The sequence below is a fragment of the Streptomyces sichuanensis genome, assembly GCF_020328095.1.
Classification (GTDB): Bacteria; Actinomycetota; Actinomycetes; order Streptomycetales; family Streptomycetaceae; genus Streptomyces; species Streptomyces cinnamoneus.
The window spans coordinates 34,147-55,108 of the sequence record NZ_JAIXMK010000057.1 but is presented as its reverse complement, the minus strand read 5'-3'; the positions used below and the strand labels follow the sequence as shown (position 1 = coordinate 55,108).

General features: G+C 72.9%; 20 protein-coding genes. 17 read left to right on the top strand and 3 right to left on the bottom strand.

Translation table 11 applies throughout. The features are described from left to right. Nucleotides 1-353: 353 nt before the first annotated feature. Nucleotides 354-1,547 (bottom strand): amidohydrolase family protein, encoded by a 1,194-nt coding sequence (locus tag LE181_RS18070; RefSeq protein WP_225662328.1) that lies wholly within the window; start codon nucleotides 1,545-1,547, stop codon nucleotides 354-356. Nucleotides 1,548-1,821: 274 nt separating this feature from the next. Here LE181_RS18070 and LE181_RS18065 point away from each other — a divergent pair, with 274 nt between their 5' ends. The 6 genes from LE181_RS18065 (at nucleotide 1,822) to LE181_RS18040 (ending at nucleotide 6,320) form a co-directional block, all read left to right on the top strand. Then, nucleotides 1,822-2,319, top strand: coding sequence for a hypothetical protein (locus tag LE181_RS18065; protein WP_225662327.1), 498 nt, complete (start codon nucleotides 1,822-1,824; stop codon nucleotides 2,317-2,319). 1 nt (nucleotide 2,320) lies between these two features. Continuing rightward, nucleotides 2,321-3,622: a DUF6545 domain-containing protein gene (locus tag LE181_RS18060; protein WP_308103151.1), complete on the top strand. Its 1,302-nt coding sequence runs from the start codon at nucleotides 2,321-2,323 to the stop codon at nucleotides 3,620-3,622. A 138-nt stretch (nucleotides 3,623-3,760) separates the two neighbouring features. Further along, nucleotides 3,761-4,168, top strand: a complete 408-nt coding sequence (locus LE181_RS18055) for a cell division protein SepF (RefSeq protein WP_225662325.1) — start codon at nucleotides 3,761-3,763, stop codon at nucleotides 4,166-4,168. Nucleotides 4,169-4,192: 24 nt separating this feature from the next. Next, nucleotides 4,193-5,341, top strand: a complete 1,149-nt coding sequence (locus LE181_RS18050; RefSeq protein WP_225662324.1) for an AAA family ATPase — start codon at nucleotides 4,193-4,195, stop codon at nucleotides 5,339-5,341. After that, nucleotides 5,338-5,742: a nucleotide pyrophosphohydrolase gene (locus LE181_RS18045; protein ID WP_225662323.1), complete on the top strand. Its 405-nt coding sequence runs from the start codon at nucleotides 5,338-5,340 to the stop codon at nucleotides 5,740-5,742. The genes LE181_RS18050 and LE181_RS18045 overlap by 4 nt, the downstream gene beginning before the upstream one ends. Before the next feature lie 119 nt (nucleotides 5,743-5,861). Beyond that, nucleotides 5,862-6,320, top strand: a complete 459-nt coding sequence (locus LE181_RS18040) for a DUF6099 family protein (protein ID WP_225662322.1) — start codon at nucleotides 5,862-5,864, stop codon at nucleotides 6,318-6,320. A 59-nt stretch (nucleotides 6,321-6,379) separates the two neighbouring features. Here LE181_RS18040 and LE181_RS18035 read toward each other — a convergent pair whose 3' ends face one another. After that, nucleotides 6,380-6,601, bottom strand: coding sequence for a hypothetical protein (locus LE181_RS18035; protein WP_225662321.1), 222 nt, complete (start codon nucleotides 6,599-6,601; stop codon nucleotides 6,380-6,382). Between the two features lie 295 nt (nucleotides 6,602-6,896). Between LE181_RS18035 and mmuM the strand changes: the two genes are divergently transcribed. Continuing rightward, complete coding sequence (mmuM, locus tag LE181_RS18030; RefSeq protein WP_225662320.1) at nucleotides 6,897-7,808, top strand: homocysteine S-methyltransferase; 912 nt, start codon at nucleotides 6,897-6,899, stop codon at nucleotides 7,806-7,808. 19 nt (nucleotides 7,809-7,827) lie between these two features. On the opposite strand, the gene LE181_RS18025 is transcribed toward mmuM, so the two are convergent. Next, nucleotides 7,828-8,265, bottom strand: coding sequence for a hypothetical protein (locus LE181_RS18025; RefSeq protein WP_225662319.1), 438 nt, complete (start codon nucleotides 8,263-8,265; stop codon nucleotides 7,828-7,830). A gap of 519 nt (nucleotides 8,266-8,784) precedes the next feature. Between LE181_RS18025 and LE181_RS18020 the strand changes: the two genes are divergently transcribed. From LE181_RS18020 to LE181_RS17975, 10 genes are all read left to right on the top strand, one after another. Further along, nucleotides 8,785-10,356, top strand: a complete 1,572-nt coding sequence (locus tag LE181_RS18020; protein WP_225662318.1) for a 3' terminal RNA ribose 2'-O-methyltransferase Hen1 — start codon at nucleotides 8,785-8,787, stop codon at nucleotides 10,354-10,356. Next, nucleotides 10,353-12,944: a polynucleotide kinase-phosphatase gene (locus LE181_RS18015; protein ID WP_225662317.1), complete on the top strand. Its 2,592-nt coding sequence runs from the start codon at nucleotides 10,353-10,355 to the stop codon at nucleotides 12,942-12,944. The genes LE181_RS18020 and LE181_RS18015 overlap by 4 nt, the downstream gene beginning before the upstream one ends. A gap of 214 nt (nucleotides 12,945-13,158) precedes the next feature. Continuing rightward, nucleotides 13,159-13,344, top strand: coding sequence for a hypothetical protein (locus tag LE181_RS18010; protein ID WP_225662316.1), 186 nt, complete (start codon nucleotides 13,159-13,161; stop codon nucleotides 13,342-13,344). A 137-nt stretch (nucleotides 13,345-13,481) separates the two neighbouring features. After that, nucleotides 13,482-13,892, top strand: coding sequence for a VOC family protein (locus LE181_RS18005; protein WP_225662315.1), 411 nt, complete (start codon nucleotides 13,482-13,484; stop codon nucleotides 13,890-13,892). Nucleotides 13,893-13,966: 74 nt separating this feature from the next. Then, complete coding sequence (locus tag LE181_RS18000) at nucleotides 13,967-14,488, top strand: helix-turn-helix transcriptional regulator (RefSeq protein ID WP_225662314.1); 522 nt, start codon at nucleotides 13,967-13,969, stop codon at nucleotides 14,486-14,488. After that, a complete protein-coding gene (locus LE181_RS17995) occupies nucleotides 14,488-15,156 on the top strand; it encodes a VOC family protein (RefSeq protein WP_225662345.1) in 669 nt (222 codons plus the stop codon). The genes LE181_RS18000 and LE181_RS17995 overlap by 1 nt, the downstream gene beginning before the upstream one ends. A 131-nt stretch (nucleotides 15,157-15,287) precedes the next feature. Further along, nucleotides 15,288-16,520 carry an arginine deiminase gene (locus LE181_RS17990; RefSeq protein WP_190110497.1) on the top strand — a complete coding sequence of 411 codons (1,233 nt, stop codon included), beginning with the start codon at nucleotides 15,288-15,290 and terminating at the stop codon, nucleotides 16,518-16,520. 112 nt (nucleotides 16,521-16,632) lie between these two features. After that, nucleotides 16,633-17,634 (top strand): ornithine carbamoyltransferase, encoded by a 1,002-nt coding sequence (gene argF / locus LE181_RS17985; protein ID WP_225662313.1) that lies wholly within the window; start codon nucleotides 16,633-16,635, stop codon nucleotides 17,632-17,634. A gap of 224 nt (nucleotides 17,635-17,858) precedes the next feature. Then, nucleotides 17,859-18,686 carry an enoyl-CoA hydratase family protein gene (locus tag LE181_RS17980; protein ID WP_225662312.1) on the top strand — a complete coding sequence of 276 codons (828 nt, stop codon included), beginning with the start codon at nucleotides 17,859-17,861 and terminating at the stop codon, nucleotides 18,684-18,686. After that, on the top strand, nucleotides 18,683-20,935 hold the full coding sequence (locus tag LE181_RS17975; protein ID WP_225662344.1) for a bifunctional salicylyl-CoA 5-hydroxylase/oxidoreductase: 2,253 nt from the start codon (nucleotides 18,683-18,685) through the stop codon (nucleotides 20,933-20,935). Before LE181_RS17980 ends, LE181_RS17975 begins: the two co-directional genes overlap by 4 nt. Nucleotides 20,936-20,962: the final 27 nt, after the last annotated feature.

Here is a 20,962-nt window from a genome sequence, read left to right as displayed (position 1 = left end):
CTCGGCCGCCGTCAGTGGGCGTCGGACATCGTCGTCCTTCTCCCCGTTCATGGGCTGCTGTCCCCCTCTTGCCTGGCATCGGTGAATGCGCCCGCTCGACCGCCGACAGGCTGTGGGCCACCCACACTTTGCCAGATACCGGGCGCAACTGGAACTGGTTCGATGTGCACTTGAAGGTTCGCCCTGGCTCACATCGAGCGGGGTGCACCGTCCCGGGTCGGTACTGGTGCATGCCGCTGGTGACCGCGTGCCCGCAGAGTTCGCGCACCGATTCCGGCAGGCGGTTCGGGGCGCCCACGGGGCCGCCGATGGTGCGGGCCGACGTGGCGGCGCCTCAAGTGTGGCGGCCGGGCTCAGCCGGTGGCCGTCGCCCCGCGCAGGACGGGACGGCCGGCGCGGTGGACCGCACGGACCTCGCCTATCGCCCTGATGTCGTGAACGGGGTTGCCCGCCACGGCCAGCAGGTCGGCGTCGTAGCCCGGTGCGATGCACCCCTTGCGGTGCCCCAGACCGCAGGCTTCCGCGGCGAGCGAGGTGGCCGACACGAGCGTCTCGGTGTTCGTGGCGACCTGTGAGGCGAAGTAGACCAGGTCGCTGGGGAGCACGTCGTGCGGCTTGTGCGGGTTGATGCCCGCGTCGGTGCAGCAGACGACGCGCACGCCGTTGCGGTGCATGTACGCCTGGTTCTCCCAGTACGGCTCGATGGTCGCCAGCACGTCGGCGGGCATGCCCTCGCGCGGCCTGACGACCGTGCAGCCGACGAACGTGCCGGCCGCCGCCATCGCCTCCACCGTCTTCTCGTCGCGCCGCACTCCGGACGGCGTCATGAACGTGCAGTGCTCGATGCCGTCCACCCCCGCGGCGACGGCGTCGGCTATGCCGGCCGCCGCGTGGGCGTGCGCCGTGACGGGCAGGCCCCGTTCGTGCGCGGCGCGCGTCACGGCCTGCAGCTCCGCAAGGCCGTACTGCGCGCCGCCGGGGTTCGAGCCGCGCGTGGACATGCCCCCGGTCGCCATGATCTTCACGAGGTCGACGCCGCGCTCCGCCCGGGCGGCGACGGCGGCCACCGCCTGCTCGCTGCCGTCGGCCTCCCCGCCGAGGTACCAGCAGTGCCCCTCGCTGCGCGTGATGGGCGGACCGGCGGCCACGATCTGCGGGCCCGCGGCACCGGCGGCGTACTCGTCACGCAACCGCAGGGACAGATAACCCCGGTCGCCGAGATCGCGAACGGTCGTGATGCCGGCCCGCAACGCGCGCGTGGCGTGCTCGCGCATCCGGGCCAGCACGAGCTCGTCCTCGTCGTGCACCATCTGGTGCTCGGTGGGACCGCTCGGGTCGAAGACGAGGTGGCTGTGCGCGTCGACCAGCCCCGGGAGCAACGTGACGTCGCCCAGGTCGGTCAGTGCCACCCCCTCCGGGGGGAGGGCGCCGGTGAGGTCGACGTCGGTGATGCGGCCGTCGTCGACCAGAACCATGACCGGGCCGGTGTGCAGGGTGCTTCCGTCGAACAGGCGCGCGGCTCGGATGGCTGAACGGGAATCGTCCACGGACGTCGCTCCAAAGGGTTCGGGGGTGGTTCGGGGGGTGTTGGCACCGACGTAACCTGCCGGAACGGCCGACGGCTATCAGATCATTCCCCAAGTGTCCACCGGGATGTACAGTTGAACAGCTGATCGGACGGGCGGGGGGACTTGGGGGAGTCACCGGGTGGGACGCGAACGCGTCGGGGGATGATTTCCGGCGCCAGCCAGGACGTTTCGCGCACCCCATCGGAGAGAGATGAGTCGGCGATGCCCGCCCACGCAAGGAAGAGGTAAGCCCATGACTGGTAAGCATGTGCGGGCCGTCGCCGAAGAGCTCGTCACACAACTCCCCGAGCTTCCCCGCCCGTGGGACATCGAAGCGCTGTGCCGCGCGTTGTCCCAGCAGCGGGGCCGGCCCCTGACCCTGCATCCGATGGACCTGCCGGCCATGCCCTTCGGGCTGTGGTTCGACGACGGGTCCGGGGACCGCATCATCTACCGTTCCTCGGCCACCGGTTACTACCGCGACCACATCGTCCTGCACGAGATCTGCCACATGCTGGCCGGGCACGGCAAGTCGCCCGAAGAGCTGCTCGACGAGTCCCAGGCGGAACGCGCGGCCGGCGACGGGCAAGCCGAACAGACCGCGGGCGGCAAGGCGTGCAGCAACGCCGAGGAGGAGCTCGCCGAGACGTTCTCCACCATGGTCCTGAAGCGCGCGGGCCAGCTGCAGCCGACGGGCGTCAGCGCAGTGGAGCGGCGTGCGGAACAACTGCTCGGAGCCGGCTTTGCATAATGTGCCGGACTGGGTGGAGAGCCTGCGCGGGCTCATCCTCTTCATCGTCTGGGCCGTTCTGGTCCTCCGCATATCCGCGCTCTGGCGCGCCCCCCAACGCCCGGTCTGGATCGTGCTGCTGGTGCTGGCCACCGGCTCGCTGATGATTCAGGCCCCGGTGGGCAAGTGGCTCGACAGCACCACCGGCGTGGCCAAGGCCGGCGAGCTCTCCGTCGCCCTGGTGGCGCTCACCGACTTCGCCGCCGTCTGGTGGTTCGCAGTGGCACTGCACCGGGCCGGCCACGCCACGCCCGCCTGGCTGCGCCGCGCACCGGCCGTCAGCGCGGCCATCATGGCGGCGCTCGCCGTGGCCTTCTTCGTCGTCACCCCGGCGCCCGACCGCTTCGGGGCACAGGCCCACGGCTGGTGGGCCGGGTACGCGGTTGCCTGGATCACCTTCGGCCTGGTCACGGCGGTGGGCGCCGGCGCCCTGTTCTGGCGGCACGGCATCACCATGCGCAGTCCCGTCCTGCGGCTGAGCATGCTGGCGCTCGCCGTCGGCACCACCGCCGAGCTGCCCTACCTGGTGATCCGCGCCATCCGGTGGTTCACCGAGGCGCCGCCGACGCTCGCCCTGGTCGGCTTCTGGTGCTCGTTCACCCGCTTCGTCCTCGTCGCCCTCGGATGCTCTCTCGCGGCACTCGAACCGCTGCGGCGGGCGGCCCTGTACTGGTACCGCCGGCAGCGTCTGTACGGCCTGTGGATGCTGCTCCGGCAGGCCACGCCCGAACTCGTCGTCCTCACCCCGCGCTCGCGCACCGCGGACCTGCTGACCTTCACCAACCCCTGGGAGCAGCTCCACCAGCGCGTCATCGACATCCGTGACAGCATCACGTTCCTGCACGACGGCTGGGCCTCGCCGCAGCTGCTGCAGGAGGCGGCGCGCCACGCGCGCGGCGGGCGGGATGAGGGGTCCGGCGGGCAGGCCGAGGGGTCCGGCGAGCGGGCCGAACAGGACAACAGCCGGGCCGAAGGAGCCAACGGCCAGGACGAAGGCGAAGGGGCCAAGGGCCGGGACGAAGGGGAGCGGCTCGTCGCCGTGGCGTGCTGGATCGAGGCCACGCGGCGCGACGCGCTGGCCGGCGCGAGCAAGCTGCACCACGAGCTCGACAAGGACCTCCTGCCGGACGTGCAGGCCAGCGAGTCCACCGTGCACCGCGAGATCCGGCACCTGCTGCGGCTCCACCGGGCGCTGCGGACCCGTGCCGTGCAGGTCTTCGCCGACACCGTGGACCACCGGCCGCCCGCGCCCGCCGCCCCGTGAGCGGCGCGCCGGTACAGCCACCCCCGGGGTGACGTCATTGGGTCGGACGGGCGCGTGTCATTGGGCCTAACGGGGGTGTTTATCCCTAGAATCGCGGGATGTACATAGCCAGCACGTTCCCCGGAAGGGTGTGATCCGGTGAACAGGTCCGAGGCCACCGACGAACAGTGGCAGGGACTGGCCCAGGTCGTCCCGCTGCGCGGACACCAGACATGGCCGTCATGGCCCGACCACCGGGCCTTGCCCGAGGAGGAGCCCGAGCAGAACACGCGGCGGCTCGTCGTGCTGCGCGTGCAGGTCTTCGCGGACGCACGCGAAGTCGCCGAGTATCTGATCGCCCGCATTCCGGTGCTGCTGGACCTCACCAACGCCGACTCCGACGTCGCCAAGCGGATCCTGGACTTCTCCAGCGGAGTCGTCTTCGGGCTGGGCAGCGGTATGCACCGGGTCGACACGAATGTCTTTCTGCTCGCGCCCGAAGGGACGGAGGTGGCCTCGTCGTACCCCGATCGTAGGAAGAATGATCAGCTGAAACGGTTTGGCTGAGGGGTCGGCACATACGGTCCGGGCATGGACGCAGCCACCCAGCTTCAGCGCCCCGCCGTGACCGAACTGCGGCTCTCCGCCTTCAAGTCGCACCGCAACGCCGTCTACCCGCTCGGCCCGCTGACGCTGTTCCGAGGGCCGAGCGGCAGCGGCAAGTCCAGCGCCCTCCAGGCGTACGAGGCCCTCGCCCGGCTCGCCGGAGGCGACACCCTCGACGAGGCGCTCGCGCCCGTGGCCGGCGGTGCCACGGCCTGCGTGCCCCATCAGGCCAGGCCCGACGAGCAGGGGCGGCGCGGCTTCCGCATCGGCTGCACGGTGGAGGGCCCGGCAGGGCCGGTCCGCCTCGACGTGGCCGTGCAGGCGGAGCCGGAAGTCCGGGTGGTCGGCGAGCGGCTGACGGGTTCGGGGCGCACGCTGCTCTCCACCGCCCTGCGCGACCCGGGACTGCCCAGGGTGGAGGCGGCCTGGCACACGGCGGGGTCCGTGCCCGTGACCCGGGCCCCGCTGCCCGACGACCGGCTGGGCACCGCACTGCTGCCGCTGCGGGTGGCGGGCAAGACGGCCGGGCAGCGGATGGTGCTGGACGCGGCCGAGCAGGTCGTGGTGGCGCTGCGGTCGGTCTTTCCCTGCGACCCGCGGCCCGAGCTGATGCGCGCCCCCGTCGCCGCGCGCGACGGGCTGCTGCGCGGGGCGTGCGACAACGTTGCCGCGGTGCTCGGACGTACCCGCAGCGAATGCGTCACGCGCCACGCGGCGCTGGTCACGGCGGCGGGTGCCGGGTGCCGGGGCCGGGTCGACGGGGTGTCGGTCCAGGGGCTGGAGGGCGGCTTCGTCCGGGCGGTGCTGGCCCGGCAGACGGGGTCGGCGACGCCCCTGGAACACCTGGGCGACGGGGAGCTGCGCTATCTGGCCCTGTGTCTTGTGCTGCTGACGGGGCCGGGGGTGCTGGCGATGGACCAGGCGGCCGAGGTGCTGCCGGCCCGGCAGGTGCTGACGATCCTGGCGGACGGACTCGACCGCTGCCTCGACCCGCGGCAGGCCCGTGAACTGCTGCGGCTGGCGGCGCGGATGTGCGAGCGGGGGCACATCAGGCTGGTGGGGACGGTGCGGGGAGCGGTGGCTGATGCTGCGGAGGAGGTGGCCGGGGCGTCGATGGTAGACCTGGGGGCGTGACCGAACACCCCCGTAGGACTCCCGAGGGTAAGACCCCCGACCTCGATGCGCTGCAGCGCCGGCTGGCCGCGTTCGCGGCGGAGCGCGACTGGCAGCCCTTCCACACGCCCAAGAACCTGGCCTCGGCGCTGAGCGTCGAGGCGTCCGAGCTGCTGGAGATCTTCCAGTGGCTGACGCCCGAGCAGTCGGCGCGGGTGATGGAGACCCCGGAGACCGCGGGGCGCGTGGAGGACGAGGTCGCCGACGTCCTGGCCTACCTGCTGCAGTTCTGCGACGTGCTGGGGATCGACGTGCTGGCGGCGCTGTCGGCGAAGATCGACCGAAATGAGCGGCGATTTCCGGCACTGGGCCGGGTTGCCGGAGAGGGCGGGGGCGAGGACGTCGGTCACTCTCCGGAGTGATGGGGTTATCCACACCGCACCTGGTATCCACAGATTTCTGAATTCCCCTTCCTTTTCCGGCGGTTAGTCATCACTCTGGGTAGTGAGAGCGGGTGGACGGAAAAGCATGGGGGACGGTCATGGAGGCAGCGCGGCTGATCGAGGCCACGAGACGCGCCTTGGCGCAGGCCAGGACGGTGCAGGAGGTCGTCGTCGAGGCGTGGCAGGCGCAGGCACTGGCGGAGGCCGTCGGCAGTCATCTCGCGGTGCACGGGCCCTTCGAGGCGCGTTCCGCGGCCCGGGGTCTCGGCGAGGCCGGCGGCCGGGCCTCCGGCGCGCTGGGCCGCGCGGCGCTGTGCGCCGGAGGCTTACGGGCCGCGCAGCTCACCGAAGTGCGCGATCCCTGGACGGTGTTGACCGGACTCGGCGAGCTCCTCGGCGAGGTGGGCATAGCCCTGGTGGGCGTCGCCTGCGCCTGCGAGGAGGACGCCGTGTACTGGCAGTGCATAGAAGGCATCGACGCCGCCGACGAGACAGCCGACCGGATCGGCGGGCTGCTGAGACGGCTCGCCCTGCGGGAGCGGGGAGGTGCCGCATGAGAAGGACGGCGTGGAACGCGGGCGCGGGCCTGGCCGCGCCGGTGGTGCTGTGGGTGTCGTCAGTCGGTGCCGGCGCCGCCCTGGTCCGTGGTCCCCTCGGCGGTCCGCCCGGCCGCGGACGGCCGCTCCGACGACTGAAGGTCGGCGTCGAGCTGCGTCAGATCGGCGTTGAGCGCCGCCATCAGCTCCTCCATCTGCTGCAGCAGGCCCTTGGGTGCGCCCTGCTGCTGGGAAGCGGCCTGGTTGGGCACGGCCTCGTCGGGCACGGCTTCCTGGGTCATGGTGGCCTCCTCGGCCCTCGCCCTCCCACGGGGGGCGGGCGGCGTTGCGTTCGACGCCCCCGGCAGCGAACACCGGTGCGCGGGCCGGGCGGTCCGGCTCCGCCCGAGCCAACGATCTCCGGCCGCGCCGGGACACTGGCGGATACTCCGCCGGCCGGCCGTGCCCGGGTGTTTTCACCCGGCCGGAGTGAGTCGGGCGGGGTGGAGGGTCGCGGGTTGACGGGTGTTCGAAGGTGCAGGATGGGGGCCCGGGCCGCGGCCGGCGCGGTGCCGGAGTGCTGGAGGAGCCCCTGTGATGTCCCCGCCCACCACCCCCCTCGCCGACGCGCTCGCGCGCGGCCCGCTCGTCCTGGACGGCGGACTGTCCAACCAGCTGGTGGCCCAGGGCTGTGACCTGTCCGACGAGCTGTGGTCGGCCCGGCTGCTCGCCGACGCACCCGAGCAGATCGAGGCGGCCCACACGGCGTACGTCCGGGCCGGCGCCCGGGTGCTCATCACCGCCAGCTACCAGGCCACCTTCGAGGGCTTCGCCCGGCGCGGCATGGGTCCGGAGCCGGCGGCCGCGCTGCTGCGGCGCAGCGTGGAGCTGGCGCGCCGGGCCGCCGGCCGGGCCGAGCAGGAGGTGTGGGTCGCGGCGTCCGTCGGCCCGTACGGGGCGATGCTCGCCGACGGGAGCGAATACCGGGGCCGCTACGGCCTGACCGTGGCGGAGCTGGAGCGCTTCCACCGCCCGCGGATCGAGGCCCTGGCGGCGGCCGGCCCGGATGTGCTGGCCCTGGAGACCGTTCCCGACACGGACGAGGCCAGGGCCCTGCTCCGGGCGGTGCGCGGCTGCGGAGTGCCGGTCTGGCTCTCGTACAGCGTGAGCGATACCGGCACGCGCGCCGGCCAGCCGCTGTCCGAGGCGTTCGCGGTGGCCGCGGACGACGACCAGGTCGTCGCGGTCGGGGTCAACTGCTGCGAGCCCGCCGACGCGGACCGGGCCGTGGAGGTCGCGGCCCGGGTGACGGGCAAGCCGGTGGTGGTCTATCCGAACAGCGGGGAGGGATGGGATGCGCAAGCACGGGACTGGAAGGGACGCGCCACGTTCGACGCCACCCGGCTCGGCGCCTGGCGCTCCGCGGGTGCCCGCCTCATCGGCGGTTGCTGCCGCGTGGGCTCGGAGCGGATTGCCGAGCTGGCGGCACTGGTGGAGGCCGAGGGGTGAGCGCCCCCGCGCGGGGGCACTAAGCGGCGTGCCAGCGGTTGCGGCCGTCGGAGCCGGGGCCGCAGACCATGGGGGTGCCCTTGGCGGTGACCCCGGTGGCCCCTTGAGGAGCGCAGAAGGAGCCGCCGCGCACGGTGGTGGCTCCGCCGCCTCCGCCCGAGGACGAGCTGCCGCCGGAGCCGGTGCCACCGCTGTCACCGGAGCCCCGGGAGCCGGAATCTCCCGAGGGGCTGCCCTCCGCATCGCCGGTGCCGCCGGACGTCCTGGAGCGGGCAGCGCCGCTCTGGGCACCGGAGTGGGATCCGGAGGTGTCCTCGTCCGCCGGGTGGTCGCCCCGCTGGTCCGCCCGGCGGGCCGGGGCGGTGGCTGCGGTAGGTGTCGGGTGCAGCGTGGAGTTCCGGCTGCCGGGGAGCAGGTGGGTAATGTCCTTGGACGCCTCGCCGTCGGTGGGGTTCACCGCGCTCGGCGTCTGCGGACCGGGGCTCGACGACGGGGAGGGCGAGGCCGTGGTGGTGGCGGACGGCGTGGCCTTTTCCGTGGCTGCCGGCTTCGAATCCGCACGATGTGCCTTTTTCTCGTCCGGGGGATCGGATATGAGAAGCAAGAGAAACCAGAGGCCGGACACCACACTGACGACGATCTTTTTACGCGTGGACCAACGGCCCAGCCACGCCAGCAGAATGCCGGCCGGCGGGAAAAGCACGAGCAGCGTGATGCACAGTGCCGGATGCTGCCACCCACGCCGGGGCCGCGACACCGTCGTGGCGTAGGGATGGGGCGGGTCCTGCGAGATGGCGGGCATGAGGGCTCCGGCGGTGGCGGGATCGACAGGCGCAGCACTGTAGTCCGCGGGCACGACCGGGGCCGGCTGATCACACAATTATCGCCCGCGGTATCGGCCCCTCCCTTTCCGGGGGGTGGATGTGCGGGGGAAAATAGGTCGTCTCTTCGGAGGGGTCAGGAGACAATCGCTCCTGTGTTCCTGACGATCAGTGCCTTCGGCACCCCCGGACGTCCCGCTACCGACCTCGGCTTTCTGCTGCACAAACATCCCGGCAAGGCGCAGCAGTTCTCCACTTCCCATGGCACCGCGCATGTCCTCTACCCCGAGGCGAGCGCGGAGCGCTGCACGGCGGCGCTGCTCCTTGAGGTCGATTCGGTGGCCCTGGTCCGTCGCGGCAAGGACAAGGGCCGGGGCGGCGCGCCGGATACGGCACTGGCCCAGTACGTCAACGACCGCCCCTACGCGGCCTCCTCGCTGCTGGCCGTGGCCATCGGCAGCGTCTTCTCCAGCGCCGTCAAGGGACAGTGCGCGGCCCGTCCGGAACTGCCGGGGCAGGAACAGCCCTTGCGCATCGAGGTGCCCGTCCTTCCGGCCCGCGGAGGCGCGGCGCTGGTGGAGCGGCTCTTCGCGCCACTGGGATGGACGGTGACGGCCCGGCCGGTGGCGCTGGACGAGCGGTTCCCCGAGTGGGGCGCATCGCGGTACGTCTCGCTGGTGCTGGAGGGCGAGCTCCGGCTGTCCGACGCGCTGCGCCACCTGTACGTGCTGCTGCCCGTCCTCGACGACGGCAAGCACTACTGGGTGACGCCCGACGAGGTCGACAAGCTGCTGCGCCACGGCGAGGGGTGGCTGGAGGGCCACCCCGAACAGCGCCTGATCACCAGCCGCTACCTCGCCGGTCGCTGGTCCCTGACCCGGGACGCGCTCGAACGCCTCGCCCTGGCCCGGCTCGCCGAGGCCGACGACTCCGAGGCCGAGGAGCTCGACAACGCGGTCGACGAGAAGGAGGACACCGAGGAGCGGCCCGTCCCCCTGGCCGTGCAGCGGCGCGCGGCGATCGTCGACGCCCTGCGCAAGGCCGGCGCGGCGCGGGTGCTCGACCTCGGATGCGGGCAGGGTCAGCTGGTGGGGGAGCTGCTCAAGGACGTGCGCTTCACCGAGATCGTCGGCGTGGACGTCTCCGTCCGCGCGCTGAAGGAAGCCTCGCGGCGGCTGCGCCTGGACCGGATGCCGGAGCGGCAGGCCGCCCGCGTCGCCCTGCTGCAGGGCTCGCTCGCCTACACCGACCGGCGGCTGAACGGGTACGACGCGGCCGTGCTCAGCGAGGTCATCGAGCACCTCGACCTGCCCCGGCTGCCCGCACTGGAGTACGCGGTCTTCGGCGCCGCCCGACCGGCGACGGTCGTGGTGACCACCCCGAACGTGGAGTACAACGTTCGCTGGGAGAGCCTCCCGGCCGGCCACGTGCGCCACGCGGACCACCGCTTCGAGTGGACCCGCGAGGAGTTCCGTGACTGGGCCGCGAAGGTCGCCGAGCGGCACGGATACGCAGTGGAGTTCATACCGGTGGGCCCGGACGACCCCGAGGTGGGGCCGCCGACCCAGATGGCCGTCTTTCACCGGCGCGACCAGCACGAGACGCCCGCCAAGGGCAGCGAGCACGACAAGCATGACCTGAAGGACCAGCGCGGCCTGGAGAACCAGCGCCACCGGCGCGACACGACCCGTACCCACGAGACCCCGAAGGAGGCGGAAGCCGTATGACCACGACGAGCACCACCGTCGCCGTCCCCGACCTGTCCCTCGTGGTCCTCGTCGGTGCCACCGGCTCCGGCAAGTCCACCTTCGCCGCACGCCACTTCAAGCCGACCGAGACCATCTCGTCCGACTTCTGCCGCGGGCTCGTCAGCGACGACGAGAACGACCAGAGCGCCAGCAAGGACGCCTTCGACGTCCTGTACTACATCGTCGGCAAGCGGCTCGCGGCCGGCCGGCTGACCGTGGTCGACGCGACCAACGTGCAGCCCGAGGCCCGCAAGCAGCTCGTACGGCTGGCGCGCGAGCACGACGTGCTGCCCGTCGCCATCGTCCTCGACATCCCCGAGGACGTCTGCGCCGAGCGCAACGCCGCCCGCCCCGACCGGGCCGGTGTCGCCCGCCGCGTCATCCAGCGCCACCAGCGCGAACTGCGCCGTTCCCTCAAGCACCTGGAACGCGAGGGCTTCCGCAAGGTGCACGTGCTGCGCGGCGTCGAGAAGGTCGCGGCGGCCGAAGTCGTCCGCGAGCGCCGGTTCAACGACCTGCGGCACCTGACGGGCCCCTTCGACATCGTCGGCGACATCCACGGCTGCCGCTCCGAGCTGGAGAGCCTGCTCACCGCACTGGGCTACGACCTCGTCCGCGACGGGTCCGGCCGCCCGGTGGACGCCGTGCACCCCGAGGGGCGCACCGCCGTCTTCGTTGGCGACCTCGTCGACCGAGGCCCCGACAGCCCCGGCGTGCTGCGCCTGGTCATGGGCATGGTCGCCGCCGGGCACGCCCTGTGCGTCCCCGGCAACCACGAGAACAAGCTGGCCCGGTTCCTGGGCGGCCGGCAGGTCAAGGTGGCGCACGGTCTGGCCGAGACGGTCGAGCAGATGGAGCGCGAGGCGCAGCGGGAACCGGAGTTCCGCGAGAAGGCGCGGGCCTTCATCGACTCGCTCGTCAGCCACTACGTCCTCGACGGCGGGCAGCTGGTCGTGTGCCACGCCGGACTGCCCGAGAAGTACCACGGCCGCACCTCCGGACGGGTCCGCTCGCACGCCCTGTACGGCGACACGACGGGGGAGACGGACGAGTTCGGGCTGCCCGTGCGCTACCCCTGGGCGGAGGACTACCGGGGCCGCGCTGCCGTCGTGTACGGCCACACGCCGACGCCCTCGGCCACCTGGCTCAACAACACCATCTGCCTGGACACCGGCGCCGTCTTCGGCGGCAAGCTGACGGCGCTGCGCTGGCCCGAGCGCGAGCTCGTGGACGTACCCGCCGAGCAGGTCTGGTACGAGCCCGTGAAGCCGCTGGCCGCCGAGGCGCCCGGCGGCGCGGACGGCCGTCCGCTCGACCTCGCCGACGTCACCGGGCGCCGCGTCGTGGAGACCCGGCACCTGGGCCGGGTGGCGGTGAGGGAGGAGAACGCCGCGGCGGCCCTGGAGGTCATGAGCCGCTTCGCCGTCGACCCCCGGCAGCTCGTCTACCTGCCCCCGACCATGGCCCCCTGCGCCACCTCGAAGGAGGAGGGATACCTGGAGCACCCGGCCGAGGCGTTCGCCGCGTACCGCGCGGACGGGGTGCGGCAGGTGATCTGCGAGGAGAAGCACATGGGCTCCCGCGCGGTGGTGCTCGTCTGCCGGGACGAGGAGACGGCGCGCGAACGCTTCGGCGCGGCCGAGGGGCTTCCCGGGGCGGTGTTCACCCGTACGGGGCGGCCGTTCTTCGACGACGCCGGCCTGGCGGGGCGCTTGCTGGGCCGGCTGGGCGAGGCCGTCGGCGGTGCCGGCCTGTGGGAGGAGCTGGAGACGGACTGGCTGCTGCTGGACGCGGAGCTGATGCCGTGGTCGCTGAAGGCGACCGGTCTGCTCCGTCACCAGTACGCGGCCGTGGGCGCCGCCGCCCGTACGGCCTTCCCCGGCGCGCTCGCCGCGCTGGAGGCGGCCGCGGCGCGCGGCGTGGACGTCTCGGCCCTGCTCGACCGCCAGCGTGAGCGTGCGGAGGACGCCGCGGCCTTCACGCAGGCGTACGGGCGCTACTGCTGGCCGGTGGGCGGCAGCGGGGAGGACGGCCTGGAGGGCATCCGTCTGGCGCCGTTCCAGATCCTGGCCGCCCAGGGGCGCAGCCTCGCCGCGTTGCCGCACGACGAGCAGCTGGCGCTGATCGACCGGCTCGTCGAGGCGGACGGTGCCGGGGTGCTCGCTCCCACGCGTCGGCTGCTGGTCGACACCGGGGACGAGGCGTCCGTGGCCGAGGGCACGCGGTGGTGGCTGGAGATGACCGCCGCCGGTGGCGAGGGCATGGTCGTCAAGCCGCTCGGGTCCCATGTCCGGGGCGAGGACGGCAGGCTCGTCCAGCCCGGTATCAAGTGCCGGGGCCGGGAGTACCTGCGCATCATCTACGGGCCGGACTACACCCGCCCGGAGAACCTCTCCCGCCTGCGCATACGTCACCTCGGCCACAAGCGCTCCCTGGCCCTGCGCGAGTACGCGCTCGGCCTGGAGGCCCTGGACCGCCTGGCGGCGGGCGAGCCCCTGTGGCGGATCCACGAGGCGGTCTTCGCGGTCCTGGCCCTGGAATCCGAACCGGTGGACCCCCGCTTGTAGCCGCCCCCTCCGGCCCGCCCCTGGCCGGGGCCGGCCACCACCACGGCCGAGGCCCGCCCCCCGGGGGGGGGCGCGGCCCGGCCCGGCCTCGGCCCCGCGCCCCGGGCCGAGCGGTCAGGACCCGAGCCCGACCGGGGGCCGGCCCGGCGGGGCCCGGTCCGGCGGGGTCCGGTCTCGGCCGGAGCCGGCCTCCGGTCAGGATCGGCCTCCGCTGGTGGCCGGCGCGCCCCCCGACCGGGCCAGCCGCCACCACGCCGAGGCCCGGCCTCGGGGTCTCGTCCTCGCGACGGGCCTTGTGCTGGGCCGGGACCGCCGCGACGCCCTGGGTGCCGTCGAGCGGCCGGCAGCGGGCGGGGAGCTGGCGGTGCACGGCGGGGACGGCGACGCGCAGGGAGGGTAGCCCGCCCTTGCCGCCCTTGGCCTCGACGGCGCGCAGTCCGTCCTGGGGTCAGCTCCCGCTGGAGGCCGCGCTGGTGTAATCCGGATCGATCAGGAATCGAGAAGCGCGGTCACGGAGCCGCCTCTAGCCTGCTCATCATGGACATCACCATTCACACGACTTCTCTTCCGCACGACGACCCGGACGCGTCGCTCGCCTTCTACCGCGACGTCCTCGGCTTCGAGGTCCGCAGCGATGTCGGGCAGGGCAGGATGCGCTGGATCACGGTCGGCCCGGCCGGTCAGCCGGGCACGTCGATCCTTCTGGTGCCGCCTGCCGTCGATCCCGGCATCACCGAGGACGAACGCCGGACGATCACCGAGATGATGGCCAAGGGAACCTACGGGTGGATCATGCTGGCCACCCCGGACCTAGACGCCACGTTCGAGAAGGTGCAGGCCGGTGATACCGAGGTCGTCCAGGAGCCGACCGAGCAGCCGTACGGCGTCCGCGACTGCGCGTTCCGCGACCCCGCGGGCAACCTGGTCCGCATCCAGGAGCTGCGCTGAGCTGGGCGGGTATCGATGCGGCCGTGCGGGCCGACATCGTGGGGCCCGACCGAACGACGAAGGGGAGGGTTCTCATGTGTGAGCCTGAATGGCGGCGTGCACGCGTCCAGGCGCAACGCCTGGCTGATCTTGCGCGGCTGCGCCGCGTCCGCGACCGGATCGACAGGGAATACGCGCAGCCGCTGAACGTGGAGGCGCTCGCCCATGCTGTGAACATGTCCGCCGGGCACCTGAGCCGGCAGTTCCGGGCCGCCTACGGTGAGTCGCCGTACGCGTACCTGATGACGCGTCGCATCGAACGGGCGACGGCGCTGCTGCGGCGGGGCGACCTCAGCGTGACCGAGGTCTGCTTCGCGGTCGGCTGCGCGTCGCTGGGAACGTTCACCACCCGCTTCACCGAGCTGGTCGGCATGCCGCCCGGGGCCTTCCGGCGCCAGGCGGCGGAGGCGACGGCCGACCCTGCGGATGCCGCGGGTACAGCCCGCGACGCGGGGCCGGCGATCACGGTGGAGGGGATGCCGGCGTGCGTGGCGAAGCAGGTCTCAAGACCGGTCAGGAATCGAGAAGCCCCGGGCGCCGCACCGCCCCTAGCGTGATGGTCATGGCAACCACCACTCCCACCGCAGCCGCCACGTCCCTCACGTCCGTCACCCTTGAGGTGGCCGACCCCGAGGCCGCCCGCCGCTTCTACAGCGCCTTCGGCGTGGACACGTACCTGCGCCTGCGGAAGTCCGAGGCGCCCTCCACCGGATTCCGCGGCTTCACCCTGGGGATCACGGTGCCCGGGCCGGCCACCGTCGACGGCTTCGTCGGCGCCGCCGTGGACGCCGGTGCCACGGTCCTGAAGCCCGCCGCGAAGTCGCTGTGGGGCTACGGCGGCGTCGTCCAGGCCCCGGACGGGACGATCTGGAAGATCGCGACCTCGGCGAAGAAGGACACCGGCCCCGACACCCGCGAGATCGACGAGATCGTCCTGCTGCTCGGCGTCGAGGCCGTGAAGGCCACCAAGCAGTTCTACGCCGGGCGGGGCCTGACCGTGGCCAAGAGCTTCGGCGGCAAGTACGTCGAGTTCGCCCCCGGTCAGTCCAGCCCCGTCAAGCTGGCGCTGTACAAGCGTCGCGCCCTGGCCAAGGACCTCGGCGTCCCCGCCGACGGCACGGGCTCGCACCGCATCGTCCTCGGCAGCACCGCCGACGCCTTCACCGACCTGGACGGGTTCGTCTGGGAGGCTGCCGCGTCGCTCGCCCTCACGCCGTCCTGCTGACTCCACCCCCCACCGGATGCCCCACCGGGCACCCCCCCAACCCGGCGGCCCCCGCCATCCGCTCCCCGTCCGCCCCAGGCTTCCGTCGTCGGTGCCGAGTGATCACGGCGGGTTCAGGTCAGGATGGGGGGATGGGATTCCATGTCGATTCCGAGGCCGGGCGGCTGCGCCGTGTCATCCTGCACCGCCCCGACCTGGAGCTGAAGCGGCTCACGCCGTCCAACAAGGACGCTCTCCTCTTCGACGACGTGCTCTGGGTGCGCCGCGCCCGCGCCGAGCACGACGGCTTCGCCGACGTGCTGCGCGAGCGCGGCGTGGAGGTGCACCTCTTCCAGGACCTGCTGGAGGAGAGCCTGCGGGTGCCGGCCGCGCGGGCACTCGTTCTCGACCGGGTGTTCGACGAGAAGGAGTACGGCCCCCTCGCCACCGATCACCTGCGGGCCGCGTTCGACGGGATGCCGGTGGGCGAGCTGGCCTCGTGGCTCGTCGGGGGGATGACCAAGCGGGAGTTCCTGGCGCGGCACTCCGAGCCGGTCTCGGTCCGCTTCCACGTCATGGACATGGACGACTTCCTGCTCAATCCGCTGCCCAACCACCTCTTCACCCGCGACACCTCGGCCTGGATCTACGACGGCGTGTCCGTCAACGCCATGCGGTGGCCCGCGCGGTGGCACGAGACCATGCACTACGAGGCCGTCTACCGTCACCACCCCCTCTTCGCCCAGGGCGGCTTCCACATCTGGTGCGACGGCCAGTCGGCCTACCCCTCCACCATCGAGGGCGGTGACGTGCTCGTCATCGGCGAGGGCGCGGTGCTGATCGGCATGAGCGAGCGGACCACCCCGCAGGCGGTGGAGATGCTGGCCCGCGGGCTGTTCGCGGCGGGCTCGGCCCGCACGATCGTGGCGCTGGACATGCCCAAGACGCGCGCGTTCATGCACCTGGACACCGTGATGACCATGGTCGACGGCGACACCTTCACCCAGTACGCGGGGCTCGGCATGCTCCGTTCGTACACCATCGAGCCGGGCGTCGGCGAGCGCGAGCTGAAGGTCACCGACCACCCGCCCGAGCACATGCACCGCGCGATAGCCGCCGCCCTGGGCCTGGATTCCATTCGGGTGCTCACCGCCCGGCAGGACGTCCACGCCGCCGAGCGCGAACAATGGGACGACGGCTGCAACGTGCTGGCCATAGAGCCCGGGGTGGTGGTTGCCTACGAACGGAACGCGACGACCAACACCTTCCTGCGCAAGCACGGGATCGAGGTCATCACCATCCCCGGCAGCGAACTGGGCCGGGGCCGCGGCGGTCCGCGCTGCATGAGCTGTCCCGTCGAGCGGGACCCGGTGCCGGGCGCCTGAGTCACCGGACACCGGACCCATCTGCATAATGATGCGAGTGGTCGTATAGACTTACGTTTTTGGCGTCTATGCGCGTGTACAGCGCACTGTTGATGACCTAGGAGCCCATCCCATGGCGACAGACCTCAAGGGCCGTCACTTCCTCAAGGAGACGGACCTCACTGCCGAGGAGTTCCACAGCCTGATCGAGCTGGCTGCCGAGCTCAAGGCCGCCAAGCGGGCGGGCACCGAGCGGCCCTGCCTGCAGGGTCGCAATATCGCGCTCCTCTTCGAGAAGACCTCCACCCGCACCCGCTGCGCCTTCGAGGTCGCCGCCGCGGACCAGGGAGCCCGTACGACCTATCTCGACCCGAACGGTTCGCAGATCGGCCACAAGGAGTCCGTCCGCGACACCGCCCGGGTGCTCGGCCGGATGTTCGACGCCATTCAGTACCGCGGCCACGGCCAGTACATCGTCGAGGAGCTGGCCGCGTACGCCGACGTGCCGGTCTACAACGGCCTCACCGACGAGTGGCACCCCACCCAGATGCTGGCGGACGTGCTCACCATGACCGAGCACACGGCCAAGCCGCTGGAGCACGTCGCCTATGCCTACCTCGGCGACGCCCGGTACAACATGGGCAACTCCTACCTCGTCACCGGCGCCCTGCTGGGCATGGACGTGCGCATCGTCGCCCCCGAGGAGCTCTGGCCGGCCCCCGAGGTCGTCGCCCGCGCCCGGCGGCTGGCCGAGTCCAGCGGGGCGCGCATCACCCTCACCGAGGACGTCGCCGAAGGTGTGCGCGGTGCGGACTTCATCGCCACCGACGTGTGGGTGTCGATGGGCGAGCCCAAGGAGGTCTGGGACGCCCGCATCGCCCTGCTCGCCCCGTACACCGTCACCATGGACGTCCTGCGCGCGACCGGGAACCCGGCCGTGAAGTTCCTGCACTGCCTGCCGGCCTTCCACGACCTGGGCACCACCGTCGGCCGCGAGATCTACGAGCGCCACGGCCTGACGGCGCTGGAGGTCACCGACGAGGTCTTCGAGTCGGTGCACTCCGTCGTCTTCGACGAGGCCGAGAACCGGATGCACACCATCAAGGCGGTGCTGGTGGCCACGCTGGCCCGCTGATCCGGGCGGGGCCGCGCATCCCGCGCCCCCGGCCCCGCCCCACCCGCCGCACGCGTGCGCACCTCCCCCTACCCGCCGCACGCGTGCGCGCCCCCGCCCCACCCGCCGCACGCGTGCGCGACCGGGCCTCCAGCCCTATCGCGCACTCGTGACGACGGTCACGCAGCGGTGATAGCTTCACCGGGCAGGCACCAGCCCCTCCCGGCTGAAGGAGGCCGTGCTCCATGAGTCCGTTCACCGGCTCCGCGTCCCGCACCGAGGAATGGCGGCACCTGCGCCTGACCCTCGACGCCGGCGTCGCCACCGTCACCCTCGCCCGCCCCGCCAAGCTCAACGCCCTCACCTTCGGCGCCTACGCCGACCTGCGCGACCTCCTCCCCGAACTCGCCCGCGACGGCTCCGTACGGGCCCTCGTGCTCGGCGGCGAGGGCCGCGGCTTCTGCTCCGGCGGCGACGTCGACGACATCATCGGCGCCACCCTGGCCATGGACACCCGCCGCCTCCTCGACTTCAACCGCATGACCGGCCAGGTCGTCCGGGCCCTGCGCGAGTGCCCCTTCCCCGTCGTCGCCGCCGTGCACGGGGTCGCGGCGGGCGCCGGCGCCGTCCTCGCCCTCGCCGCAGACTTCCGCGTCGCCGACCCGACCGCCCGCTTCGCCTTCCTCTTCACCAAGGTCGGCCTCTCCGGCGGCGACATGGGCGCCGCCTACCTCCTGCCCCGCGTCGTCGGCCTCGGCCACGCCACCCGCCTGCTGATGCTCGGCGAGCCCGTCCACGCCGACGAGGCCGAACGCATCGGCCTCATCAGCCGACCGGCCCCCGAGGGCGAGGCGCCGGCCGCCGCCGCGGCCCTCGCCCGCCGCCTCGCCGACGGCCCCGCCCTCGCCCACGCCCAGACCAAGGCCCTGCTCACCGCCGAGCTCGACATGCCCCTCTCCGCCGCCGTCGAACTCGACGCCGCCACCCAGGCCCTGCTCATGAACAGCGCCGACTACGCCGAGTTCCACGCCGCCTTCACCGAGAAGCGGCCCCCCGCGTGGCAGGGACGATGACGGCGGCCGCACGGGTCGCCGTCATCGGCGGCGGCCCCGGCGGGCTCTACGCCGCCGCCCTCCTCAAACGCCAGGCGCCCGGCCGCGACATCACCCTGTGGGAACGCAACGCCCCCGACGACACCTTCGGCTTCGGCGTCGTTCTCTCCGCCGGGACCCTCGGCGGCATCGAGCACGCCGACCCCGAGGTGTACGCGGCGCTCCGCCGCGAGTTCGTGCACTGGGACGACATCGACGTGGTCCACCGCGGCAGGGTGCTGCGCTCCGGCGGCCACGGCTTCGCCGCCCTCGGCCGCCACCGGCTCCTGGCGATCCTGCAGGCCCGCTGCCGCTCGCTCGGCGTCGCCCTGAAGTTCGGCACCGAAGCCCCGGCCGTCACCGACCTGGCCCGCTCCCACGACCTCGTCATCGCCGCCGACGGCGTCCACAGCCGCACCCGCGACACCCACCGCGACCTCTTCGGCCCCACCCTCACCACACACCGCTGCCGCTACATCTGGCTGGCCGCCGACTTCGCCCTCGACGCCTTCCGCTTCGAGACCGCCGAGACCGAGCACGGCGTCATGCAGTTGCACGCCTACCCCTTCGCCCCCGGCGCCAGCACCGTCATCGTCGAGATGCGCGAGGAGGTCTGGCGGCGGGCCGGCCTCGACCGCTGCGACGAGCAGGAGTCCGCGCAGCGGTGCGCCGCGTACTTCGCCGGCCTCCTCGGCGGCCGGCCCCTGCGCTCCAACCGCTCCGCCTGGACCGCCTTCCGCACCGTCGTCAACGACCGCTGGTCACACGGCCGTACGGTCCTGCTCGGCGACGCCGCCCACACCGCGCACTTCTCCATCGGCTCCGGCACCAAGCTCGCCGTCGAGGACGCCCTGGCGCTGGCCGGCCACGTCCGGGACGCCGCCACGGTGCCGGAGGCCCTGGCCGCATACGAGGCCGAGCGACGACCGGTCGTCGAGTCCACCCAGCGCGCGGCCCGCGCCAGCCTTGAGTGGTTCGAGGACCTCGCCCTCCACACCGGGGGGCCGCCGCACCGGTTCGCCTTCGACCTCCTCACCCGCAGCCGCCGCGTCACCCACGACAACCTCCGCCTGCGCGATCCCGGCTTCGTGGCGGCCGTCGAGCGCGAGGCCGGCGTCCCGCCCGGCACCCCGCCGATGTTCACCCCGTTCCGGCTGCGCGGCCTGACCCTGCGCAACCGCGTCGTCGTCTCCCCGATGGACATGTACTCCGCCACCGACGGCACCCCCGGCGACTTCCACCTCGTCCACCTCGGCGCGCGCGCCCTGGGCGGAGCCGGCCTGGTGATGACGGAAATGGTCTGCGTCAGCGAACAGGGGCGGATCACCCCCGGCTGCGCGGGCCTGTACGCACCCGCCCACGAACGGGCCTGGCGCCGCATCACCGGCTTCGTCCACGACCGGGCGCCGGGCACCGCCATCGGCGTGCAGCTCGGCCACTCCGGCCGTAAGGGCTCCACCCGCCTGATGTGGGACGGCATCGACCAGCCCCTCCCCGACGGCAACTGGCCGCTCGTCGCGCCCTCCGCGCTGCCGTACCGCCCCGGCGTCAACCAGATCCCGCACGCCCTGATCGCCGACGAACTGCGGGCGATCCGCGCGCAGTTCGTCCGCTCGGCCGCGTCCGCCGCCCGCGCCGGCTTCGACCTCCTCGAACTGCACTGCGCCCACGGCTACCTGCTCTCCAGCTTCCTCTCCCCCCTCACCAACCACCGCGACGACGCCTACGGCGGCAGCCTGCGCGGCCGGCTCGCCTATCCGCTGGAGGTCTTCGACGCCGTGCGGGCCGTGTGGCCCGCGGAACGGCCGATGACGGTACGGATCTCCGCCACCGACTGGGCGCCGGGCGGCACGACGGGGGACGACGCGGTCGTCATCGCGCGGGCCTTCGCCGAGCACGGGGCCGATGCCGTCGACGTGTCGACCGGGCAGGTCGTGCCGGAGGAACGGCCGGCGTACGGGCGCTCGTACCAGACGCCGTTCGCCGACCGCATCCGGCAGGAGGCCGGGGTGCCGGTGATCGCCGTGGGGGCCATATCGTCCTGGGACGACGTGAACTCCCTGATCCTGGCGGGCCGCGCCGACCTCTGCGCGCTGGGCCGCCCCCACCTGTACGACCCGGCGTGGACCCTCCACGCGGCAGCCGAGCAGGACTACGCGGGGCCGGGCGCCCCCTGGCCCGTCCCGTACCGCGCCGGCAGCCGCAAACCCCCGGCCGGCCGCGGGAGCTGAGACCCCCGTACTGCCCGGCCCGGACCC

Coding starts and splice junctions, on each gene's coding strand:
- LE181_RS17995 (WP_225662345.1), top strand. CDS start 14,488: ATGGTCATGGCAACCACCACTCCCACCGCAGCCGCCACGTCCCTCACG.
- LE181_RS18065 (WP_225662327.1), top strand. CDS start 1,822: ATGACTGGTAAGCATGTGCGGGCCGTCGCCGAAGAGCTCGTCACACAA.
- argF (WP_225662313.1), top strand. CDS start 16,633: ATGGCGACAGACCTCAAGGGCCGTCACTTCCTCAAGGAGACGGACCTC.
- LE181_RS18040 (WP_225662322.1), top strand. CDS start 5,862: ATGGAGGCAGCGCGGCTGATCGAGGCCACGAGACGCGCCTTGGCGCAG.
- LE181_RS17980 (WP_225662312.1), top strand. CDS start 17,859: ATGAGTCCGTTCACCGGCTCCGCGTCCCGCACCGAGGAATGGCGGCAC.
- LE181_RS18000 (WP_225662314.1), top strand. CDS start 13,967: ATGTGTGAGCCTGAATGGCGGCGTGCACGCGTCCAGGCGCAACGCCTG.
- LE181_RS18005 (WP_225662315.1), top strand. CDS start 13,482: ATGGACATCACCATTCACACGACTTCTCTTCCGCACGACGACCCGGAC.
- LE181_RS18035 (WP_225662321.1), bottom strand. CDS start 6,601: ATGACCCAGGAAGCCGTGCCCGACGAGGCCGTGCCCAACCAGGCCGCT.
- LE181_RS18050 (WP_225662324.1), top strand. CDS start 4,193: ATGGACGCAGCCACCCAGCTTCAGCGCCCCGCCGTGACCGAACTGCGG.
- LE181_RS18015 (WP_225662317.1), top strand. CDS start 10,353: ATGACCACGACGAGCACCACCGTCGCCGTCCCCGACCTGTCCCTCGTG.
- LE181_RS17975 (WP_225662344.1), top strand. CDS start 18,683: ATGACGGCGGCCGCACGGGTCGCCGTCATCGGCGGCGGCCCCGGCGGG.
- mmuM (WP_225662320.1), top strand. CDS start 6,897: ATGTCCCCGCCCACCACCCCCCTCGCCGACGCGCTCGCGCGCGGCCCG.
- LE181_RS17990 (WP_190110497.1), top strand. CDS start 15,288: ATGGGATTCCATGTCGATTCCGAGGCCGGGCGGCTGCGCCGTGTCATC.